The sequence below is a fragment of the Nocardia sp. No.11 genome (assembly GCF_038752175.1).
In the GTDB taxonomy this organism is placed as follows: domain Bacteria; phylum Actinomycetota; class Actinomycetes; order Mycobacteriales; family Mycobacteriaceae; genus Nocardia; species Nocardia canadensis.
In genome coordinates this window covers 1-8214 of the sequence record NZ_JBCGFB010000183.1, presented here as the reverse complement: position 1 = coordinate 8214, position 8214 = coordinate 1, and the positions used below count along the sequence as shown (strand labels likewise).

The window sequence follows — 8214 nt, the reverse complement described above, 5'->3', positions numbered from 1 at the left end:
TCCCGGGATGGCGGGCAGGCCGGGAATCACCGGCAGGCCGGGCAGCGCCGGCACCGAGATGCCGGGCAGCGTCGGCAGTCCCGGGATCGGCGCCGACGGCAGCACCGGCGCGGGGCCCGCCGCTTCGAGGCGTTGGGGTAGCAGCTGGGCGGGGTATTCCTGGGGCGGCGCGACGGTGGGCACGGTCGGACCACCGCACCGCGGCCCGGTCATCTCGCCGTAGCGTGGGCAGTCCTCGGCGGTGTACTGCTGGAACGGGGTGAACGACACGTCCATGCGCCACGCCATCTGCTTGCGCGGGCCGAAGGTGAAGGTCTGCTGCAACTTGGCCAGCGAGACATTGAGATTGGCGGCGGCGGACTGCAGCGCCCCCGGATCCTTGGCGATACCGCCGAGCAGGCCGTCCAGGCCCGAGACCAGTTCCTTGCCGGAATCGGGATTCGCGGCGAAGAGGCTGTTGACGGCCTCGACCGCGGAATTGCCCTGGGTGAGCAGCTCGACCAGCTGGGTGCGGTGCTCGTTGAGGGTGCGCGCCGAGGTCACCGAGTCGGCCAGCACGCCGACCAGCTCGGGCGCCGATTGGCTCAGCGCGGTCGCGGCCTGGCCGAAATTGCCCAGCAGGTCACCGATCTCGGGGATCTGGTGGATCGTGGTGAGCCAGGTGTCGAGCCGTTGCACCGTCGAGCCGGGGACCCGGGAGCCCGGGTCCAACGCCGCGGACAGCGTCGCCAGCACCCGGCCGAGCTTCTCGGGCTGGATGTTGGCGAGCACGTCGCGCAGGGTGTTGAGCGTGGACTGCAGCTGGATCGTCTCGGCGCTGGTGTCCTGATGGATGGTGTGGCCGCTGCGCAACGTGCCGGTGGCGGCGCCGTTGTCGACCAGCTGGATGGAGGAGACGCCGAAGATGTTGTCGGGGATCACCCGCGCGGTCACCGTGTCCGGGATCGTCTCGGCGATACCGGGTTTCAGCTCGAAGGTGGCACGCTGGCGTTCGCCCTTGGCGACCATTGTCACGTCGCCGACCATGCCGACGACCATGCCGCGGTATTTCACGTCGGCCCGCTGCGGTAGCCCGTCGCCGGTGCTCGTCAGCTCGGCGCCGACGATGACTTTGTCTTCGAACTCGCCGTTGTAGCGCAGTCCGAGCAGATACAGCGCGGCCGCGACCGCGGACACCATGGCCAGGCCCGCGACGGTCAACTGACGACCGGTCGGCCCGCGTCCACTGGGATCGAGAATCATCCGATCGACCTATCCCGAGATCCGGAATCCGGGGTCGATGCCCCAGATAGCAAGGGTGAGAAAGAGATTGGTGAAGACCATCACGACGATGACCATCTTGATCGCCCGGCCCGCCGCGACCCCGACACCTTCGGGTCCACCGGCGGCGACGAAGCCGTAGTAGCACTGGATGAAGGCGGCGATCAGGACGAAGACCACCACCTTGAACAGGGAGAAGAACACGTCACCGCCGACCAGGAACTGGAAGAAGTAGTGGTCGTAGGTGCCGGCCGTGGTGCCGCCGAGGAACAGCACCGACAGCTTGGTCGCCAGGTAGGCCACCGCCAGGCCCAGCGTGTAGAGCGGGACGATGGTGACCGTGGCCGCGATCATCCGGGTGGTCACCAGGTAGGGGAGCGGGCGGATCGCGATGGATTCCAGCGCGTCGATCTCTTCGGAGATCCGCATCGAGCCGAGCTGGGCGGTGAACCGGCAGCCCGACTGGATGGCGAAGGCGAGAGTGGCCAGGATGGGGGCGATTTCGCGGGTGGTGGCGAAACCGGAGATGGCCCCGGTCAGCGGCCCCATGGTCAGCAGGTTCAGCGCGGAGTAGGACTCCATGCCGACGGTGATGCCGCCGAACGCGCACAGCACGATGACGACACCGACGGTGCCGCCGCCCACGATCAGCGAACCGTTGCCCCAGCCGACGTCGGCGACCAGTCGCGCGACTTCCTTGCGGTAGTGCCGCAGCGTGAACGGAACGGCGAGGAGGGCCTGGAAGAAGACGATGGCCTGGTGCCCGAGCCGCTGATTGGCCTGGACGGGAATCTTGGCCGCCGCGCCGACGGCGCGCACCGGGCGCAGAACGGGCGGGATGTACTCGGCGGCCATCTCACACCACCTTCGCGGGGAACAGGGTGTTGTAGAGCTGGGTGACGATGATGTTGGTGGCGAACAGCATCAGCGCCGAGGAGACCACCGCCGAGTTGACCGAGTTGGCCACGCCGCCGGGCCCACCCTTGGTGTGCAGTCCGATATCGCAGGCGATGATCGAGGTGAGCGCGCCGAAGATCGCCGCCTTCACCAGCGCGACGAGCAGATCGTTGGCGACCGCGAAGGACGCGAACGAGCTGATGAACGAGCCGGGGGTGCCGTGCTGGGCGTAGACGTTGAAAAGATAGGCCGTGGCGAAGCCGACGAACACGATGAACCCGCACAGCAGCATGCTGACCAGGACGGCCGCCGCCAGGCGCGGGGCGACCAGCCGGCGCACCGGGTCCACGCCCATCACCTTCATGGCGTCGATCTCCTCGCGGATGGTGCGCGAGCCCAGATCGGCGCAGATGGCGGAGCCGACCGCGCCCGCGATCATCAGCGAGGTGACCAGCGGCGCGCCCTGGCGGATGATGCCCAGGCCGGCCACCGCGCCGATGAAGGTGGTCGCGCCGACCTGGTTGACCAGCGCGCCGACCTGGATGGACACGACCACCGCGACCGGGATCGCGACGAAGACCGTCGGCACGGCCGAGACGTTGGCCATGAAGGCGCACTGCCGGATGAACTCCTGGAACGGGAACCGCCGCTGCACCAGGGACAGCAGCAGCTGGGCGATCGCGGCCCGGCCCAGCAGGACCTGCCTGCCCAGCGTTTCGACCGATTGCTGCGGGTGGCGTCGCCACAGGCCGGTCACACTGTCGGCGATCCGGCCGACCTCGGAGGGTTCCGGCGGCGCGATGCCTGCCGGGGAGTGCTCGGTGGAGGTCACGCCGCACCGAATCCTTTCTTGCCGCGCCGGAGCGCGGCGGTGTCAGAGCGTGCTCAGCCAGCGTTCGAGCAGGACGAGAAAGCCGGCGCCCGCGGCGAGCCCGACCGCGGCGACGCACAACAGCGCGATCCACATACTTACGCGCAGAACGGGATTGACCTGTGTGCGGCCACCGAGGATCTTGACGACGGTCACCACGATGTCGATGACCCAGACCAGTGCCATCATCAGGTCATCGTCACATTCGCGAAGGTGAGCACCGGCCAGCAGACGATCGATCCGAGGAACGAGATGACCAGGTCGACGCCGGAGAGATCGCGCAGGTGCGAGGTGTGGGTGAGCGTCCAGACGATGCCGACGAGTCCGTACGGGATGCCGATGATGATCAGGGTGCCGAGGAATTCGGAGACCTTCATCTCGTAACTCAGAAGCCTGTCGAGCCGTCGCAACATGGTGTACCGGTGTTCCTTTCCCAGGACCGGTGGCGTCGACGGCTGGTGGCCGACGTCGCTGACGGTCCGATGATGTTGCCGAGCATTCTGTCGTCGGCGGGTACGTATGTGGCTGATCTAGCGAGGATCGGCCTCCGATAAGTTACTACGGATTCTAGCGAATGTGAGCAAAATCGCCGGTAAGATTTCCGGGGTTCGGGCGCCGCTCGGGTCGATGGCCGCGCCGGTGCCGAAGCCGCGTTGCCCGGCGCCGACGCGACCTCTGCATCGCGCCCCCGACCCCAGTCGCACGATGCGGAATTGACGGTAACATGACCAGCTGAATGGCGTCTACGGCGCATGAAGCAGTTGAAATATCGATGAAATCTGGCGGAATCATGATTAACTTAGGGCGTTGAGGCCGCCGACGGTCGGCGGTTGCGCAGGAGGATCATGATGTCCGCGGTCATCGTCGATGTTGTCCGAACGCCGTCCGGTCGGGGAAAACCCGGCGGCGGCTTGTCGTCGGTGCACCCGGCGACCCTGCTGGCCGGAGTGCTGGCCGAATTGATCGACCGGACCGGGATCGATCCCGCGCTGGTCGACGATGTGATCGGCGGGTGCGTCACGCAGAGCGGTGAGCAGTCGAGCAACATCACCCGCACCGCCGTGCTCGCGGCGGACTTCCCGGAGTCCGTGCCCGCCACCACGGTCGATCGGCAGTGCGGCTCGAGTCAGCAGGCCGTACACTTCGCGGCCCAGGGCGTGCTCGCCGGCGCCTACGACGTGGCGATCGCCTGCGGCGTGGAGTCGATGAGCCGCGCGCCGATGTTCTCCAACGCGCAGGGCAAGGACGCGCTGCGCGGCCCGCTCGCGGTGCGCTACCCGGCCGGACTGATCGGGCAGGGCATTGCCGCCGAGATCCTCGCCGCCCGCTGGAAACTGGATCGCACCACCCTCGACGAGTTCGCGGCTCGCTCGCACCGGCTGGCGGCGGCCACCGCGGCGGCGGGCGGCTTCGACGCCGAGCTGAGCTCCGCCGGCGTCCTGGACACGGACGAGACGATTCGGCCCGGCACCACCGTCGAGAGTCTGGCCAACCTGCGGCCCGCGTTCACGGATCCCGCCGCGCTGGAACGGTTTCCGGAGATCTCCTGGTCGGTGACGCCGGGCAACTCCTCGCCGTTGACCGACGGCGCCTCGGCCGCGCTCATCATGAGCGAGCGGGTCGCGGCGAAGCTGGGACTGACCCCCCGCGCGCGGTTCCATTCGTTCGCGGTGGCGGGCGACGATCCGACGCTCATGCTGACCGCGGTCGTCCCGGCGACCCGCAAGGCGCTCGAGCGGGTCTCGCTCACGGTCGACGACATCGACACCTTCGAGGTCAACGAGGCGTTCGCGCCGGTGCCGCTGGTGTGGCAGCACGAACTCGGCGCCGATCCGGATCGGGTGAATCCCCGCGGCGGTGCGATCGCGCTGGGGCATCCGCTCGGCGGATCGGGCACCCGGCTGCTGGCCACCATGGTCAACCATCTCGAGCAGACCGGCGGACGCTACGGATTGCAGACGATGTGCGAGGCGGGCGGCATGGCCAACGCGACGATCATCGAACGGCTGTGACGGCGATGAACACCGCGGCGAAGTCCAGTGAACCCGACTACGACGACCCCACCAGCGACAGGTATGTGGCCGAGGGGCCGGGCCACGTCCCCGGGCCCGGCGCCGGCGCACTGTCGGAACCGGCGCCGGCGACGCACGCGCCGTTGACGCTCGCGCAGGTGCGGATCCCCCTGCCCGATACCCATCGCTCGCCGCGCAAACGGCCCGCGCAATTGGCCGACGCGCTCGACTTCTGGGCGTTCGCGGGTGCGGCGGCCAATGTCGCGATGCAGTTCGCCCACCGCGGGGTCGCGGCGGGGGTGATGGAGAGCAAGGTCGAGTCGGGGGCGCTGATGGTGCACCCGTGGAAGCGGTTGCGCACCACCGCGTCCTACCTGGCGGTCGCGGTGCTCGGCTCCGACGAGGAGAAGCGGGCGATGCGCGAGGCGGTGAACGTCGCACACCGGCAGGTGCGGTCGGGACCGAACTCGAAGGTCAAGTACAACGCCTTCGACCGTCACCTGCAGCTGTACGTGGCGGCGGCGATCTACATCGGCTACGAGGACACCCACCAGCTGCTGTGCGGCAAGATGACCGAGGCCGAGCTCGAGCAGTTCTACCAGGGCGCCGACACCTTCGGCACCACTCTGCAGGTCCATCCGGACATGTGGCCCGAGACCCACGCCGACTTCGACGCGTACTGGGTCCAGGCATGCCGAGAAGTGGTGTGCGACGACGATTTCCGGGCCTACATCGACGATCTGCTGCACCTGCGCATGATCCACTGGTCGCTGCGCCTGCTGCTGGGCGGGCTGCTGCGGTTCCTGACGGCGGGATTTTTGCCGCCGCACTTCCAGGAGCAGATGGGTATCGAGTGGAGTGCCTCGGATCAGCGGCGGTTCGAGAATCTGTTCCTGTTCGTCGGATTCGTCAATCGGTTCATCCCACGGTTCATCCGGTTCTCCGGCACCAACGCGATGATGGCCGATGTGCGGCGCCGCATCCGTCAGCACAAGGCGATCGTCTGACCAGTCNCATCCCACGGTTCATCCGGTTCTCCGGCACCAACGCGATGATGGCCGATGTGCGGCGCCGCATCCGTCAGCACAAGGCGATCGTCTGACCAGTCTGGGGGAGGGGGCCGCCGGTTCGTCGAGCCGGCGGCCCCGATCATCTCCCGGTGCGTGTTCTGGCCTGTGAGACGTAGCGAATTCGCCGGGGCGCCATCGCGAAGCCGGGGCGTGCCGTCATCGCGACAGCGCGCAGTGCGGCGGCATCGGCCCGGCCGGTTCGCACGTCGAACAGTTCGAGCGCCCGAGGATGTTGCATCGCCCGTGCGGCACCGGCGGGCAGGTGCCGGACGATCCACGCATCGGGACGCAGGACTTGATCGCGCAGTTCGCGCGCGGCGGGGCCGACCCGCAGCTGGGTGGCGCAGGCGTCGGCGAAGTACTCGGCGAACTCCGGCCGGGTCCGGGGGAGCAGCCGATCGCTGACACCGTAGGTGCGGTACCAGGCGCGGGTCTCGCGGTAGAGCTGGTCGCGGTCGGCGGCGCCGAGCGCGGGGCCGAACAGGTCGGCGGCGGTCATCAGCGTCTCGACGTAGGTGGCGTGCTGGAACAGGAATACCTCGGGGTGCAGCGCGTGATAGCGCTGACCGCGGTCGTCGAGGCCTTTCACGTGCTCGTGGGCGAAGCGGATCACCGAGTCCGCCGCGCGGCCGGAGTGCGCCAGATAGATCAGCTGCGAGACGGTGCGCTTCTTGTGTTCCCACAGCCGATGTGGCGCGTGGTCGACCAGCGCGGTGGCGATGACGGGGTGCAGTACTTGCAGTCCGACCGCGCGCGGCAGCGTCAGCAGGAAGCGCCGGTCGCCGAGATGACGCCGCAACAACGGTCCGGCCTGCTCGCTCATGACTGTCCCCTCCATGGTGATGCGAGCAGTAAGTTACTCGAAATTCTCGATAATGGATAGCCGTACAGTGAGCAAGTCGCCCATTATGTGACAGTTGATTCTGAACTAATCTTGCGCGGGGGGCGGGTGGATGAGAGTCTGGATTGGAAACGCTCTCACTCTCTTGGAGGTTGGTCGTGGCACAGCCCCGCGCGGCAGCGCAGCCGCAGCATCCCGTCGACGACGACGCCGAGCGCAGGCATCGCTATCTGATCGGCGCCGGTGCGATCCTCGGCGGTCCCGCCAATGTCGTGATGCAGCTGAGCCTGCTTCCGGTCGGTCGGGGTGTGGTGGAGAGCACGGTCGAATCCGGGAGCTACGCGACGAATCCGGGCAAGCGTGCCAAGACGACTCTGACCTACCTCGCGGTGGCGATGCTCGGGACCGAGGAGGATCGGGCGGTGTTCCGGGAGGCGGTCGGTACCTCGCATCGCCAGGTGCGTAACCGCCCCGGTGGGCCGGTGAAGTACAACGCCTTCGATCCACGGCTGCAGCTGTGGGTGGCGGCGTGCATCTATCGCGGTACCCGCGACAGTCTCGAGCTGCTCTTCGGTGAGCTCGACGAGGGCTTCGCCGAAGAGCTGTACCAGGATTCCGCGCGGTTCGGAACGACGCTGCAGATGCCCGCGGAGATGTGGCCCGCCGATCGGGCCGCGTTCGACCGCTATTGGGACTCGATGCTCGGTGAGCTCGACCTCGATGCCGAGGTGCGTGGGTACCTGCTCGACAATGTCGTCGATCTGGGGCCGCAGCCTTGGATCATCCGGATCGCCGGGCGGCGGGTGAATCGCTTCTTCGTCACGGGATATCTGCCGCAGCGCTTCCGTGACAGCCTCGGATTGGCCTGGAGTCCGCGTCGGCAGCGCGCGTTCGAGCTGATCATGCGCGGTATCGGGCGCGTGCTCGCGGCGCTGCCGCCGGGGTGGCGTCATCAGCCGTTCCCGCGGTTGGTCGTCGATATGCGCCGGCGCAGGGCGGCGGGGAAACCGCTCGTCTAGCGGGGCGCGGCAAGGTAGGTGTAACACGAAGTAGCGTCAACCCTTGTATGGTACTGCCGGTACCACTAAACTGGAGGCAGTACCTACTGAGGAGACATCGATGACGCTGTCCACCGCCGCCAAACGTCCGGGTGAGCCCGGATATCACGAGATCCTGCGCGGTCTGTCCGAGGGATCGGTGACCAAGCACTTCGACCCCTATGTCGATATCGACTGGGAGTCGCCGGAGTTCGCCGTCCATTCC

Annotated in this window: 10 protein-coding genes; 4 read left to right on the top strand and 6 right to left on the bottom strand. The window is 67.7% G+C overall.

What is annotated here, in order from left to right; all coding sequences use genetic code 11:
- The 5 genes from V8688_RS30155 to V8688_RS30135 all read right to left on the bottom strand — a co-directional run.
- Positions 1-1242: MCE family protein (locus V8688_RS30155; protein WP_342802219.1), on the bottom strand; the 1242-nt coding region annotated here is incomplete at its 3' end.
- A 9-nt stretch (positions 1243-1251) separates the two neighbouring features.
- Positions 1252-2115: an ABC transporter permease gene (locus tag V8688_RS30150; protein ID WP_218717842.1), complete on the bottom strand. Its 864-nt coding sequence runs from the start codon at positions 2113-2115 to the stop codon at positions 1252-1254.
- 1 nt (position 2116) lies between these two features.
- Complete coding sequence (locus V8688_RS30145) at positions 2117-2959, bottom strand: ABC transporter permease (RefSeq protein WP_308248445.1); 843 nt, start codon at positions 2957-2959, stop codon at positions 2117-2119.
- A gap of 72 nt (positions 2960-3031) precedes the next feature.
- Entirely contained in the window at positions 3032-3217 is a 186-nt protein-coding gene (locus V8688_RS30140; RefSeq protein ID WP_342802218.1) for a hypothetical protein, read from the bottom strand.
- On the bottom strand, positions 3217-3441 hold the full coding sequence (locus V8688_RS30135; protein ID WP_218717844.1) for a hypothetical protein: 225 nt from the start codon (positions 3439-3441) through the stop codon (positions 3217-3219). Before V8688_RS30135 ends, V8688_RS30140 begins: the two co-directional genes overlap by 1 nt.
- A 432-nt stretch (positions 3442-3873) precedes the next feature.
- Between V8688_RS30135 and V8688_RS30130 the strand changes: the two genes are divergently transcribed.
- Complete coding sequence (locus tag V8688_RS30130; protein WP_342802217.1) at positions 3874-5040, top strand: thiolase family protein; 1167 nt, start codon at positions 3874-3876, stop codon at positions 5038-5040.
- Between the two features lie 5 nt (positions 5041-5045).
- Positions 5046-6047, top strand: a complete 1002-nt coding sequence (locus V8688_RS30125) for an oxygenase MpaB family protein (protein ID WP_218717846.1) — start codon at positions 5046-5048, stop codon at positions 6045-6047.
- Positions 6048-6189: 142 nt separating this feature from the next.
- Here V8688_RS30125 and V8688_RS30120 read toward each other — a convergent pair whose 3' ends face one another.
- The gene (locus V8688_RS30120; protein ID WP_218717847.1) at positions 6190-6933 is read right to left on the bottom strand and encodes an oxygenase MpaB family protein; all 744 of its coding nucleotides are present in this window, start codon (positions 6931-6933) and stop codon (positions 6190-6192) included.
- A gap of 176 nt (positions 6934-7109) precedes the next feature.
- On the opposite strand from V8688_RS30120, the gene V8688_RS30115 reads away from it, so the two are divergent.
- Positions 7110-7970: an oxygenase MpaB family protein gene (locus V8688_RS30115; protein ID WP_316574593.1), complete on the top strand. Its 861-nt coding sequence runs from the start codon at positions 7110-7112 to the stop codon at positions 7968-7970.
- A gap of 100 nt (positions 7971-8070) precedes the next feature.
- Positions 8071-8214, top strand: a 144-nt coding sequence (locus V8688_RS30110) for a diiron oxygenase (protein ID WP_342802220.1), incomplete at its 3' end; no start/stop codon positions are given.

Coding starts and splice junctions, on each gene's coding strand:
- V8688_RS30130 (WP_342802217.1), top strand. CDS start 3,874: ATGATGTCCGCGGTCATCGTCGATGTTGTCCGAACGCCGTCCGGTCGG.
- V8688_RS30120 (WP_218717847.1), bottom strand. CDS start 6,933: ATGAGCGAGCAGGCCGGACCGTTGTTGCGGCGTCATCTCGGCGACCGG.
- V8688_RS30150 (WP_218717842.1), bottom strand. CDS start 2,115: ATGGCCGCCGAGTACATCCCGCCCGTTCTGCGCCCGGTGCGCGCCGTC.
- V8688_RS30140 (WP_342802218.1), bottom strand. CDS start 3,217: ATGATGGCACTGGTCTGGGTCATCGACATCGTGGTGACCGTCGTCAAG.
- V8688_RS30125 (WP_218717846.1), top strand. CDS start 5,046: ATGAACACCGCGGCGAAGTCCAGTGAACCCGACTACGACGACCCCACC.
- V8688_RS30135 (WP_218717844.1), bottom strand. CDS start 3,441: ATGTTGCGACGGCTCGACAGGCTTCTGAGTTACGAGATGAAGGTCTCC.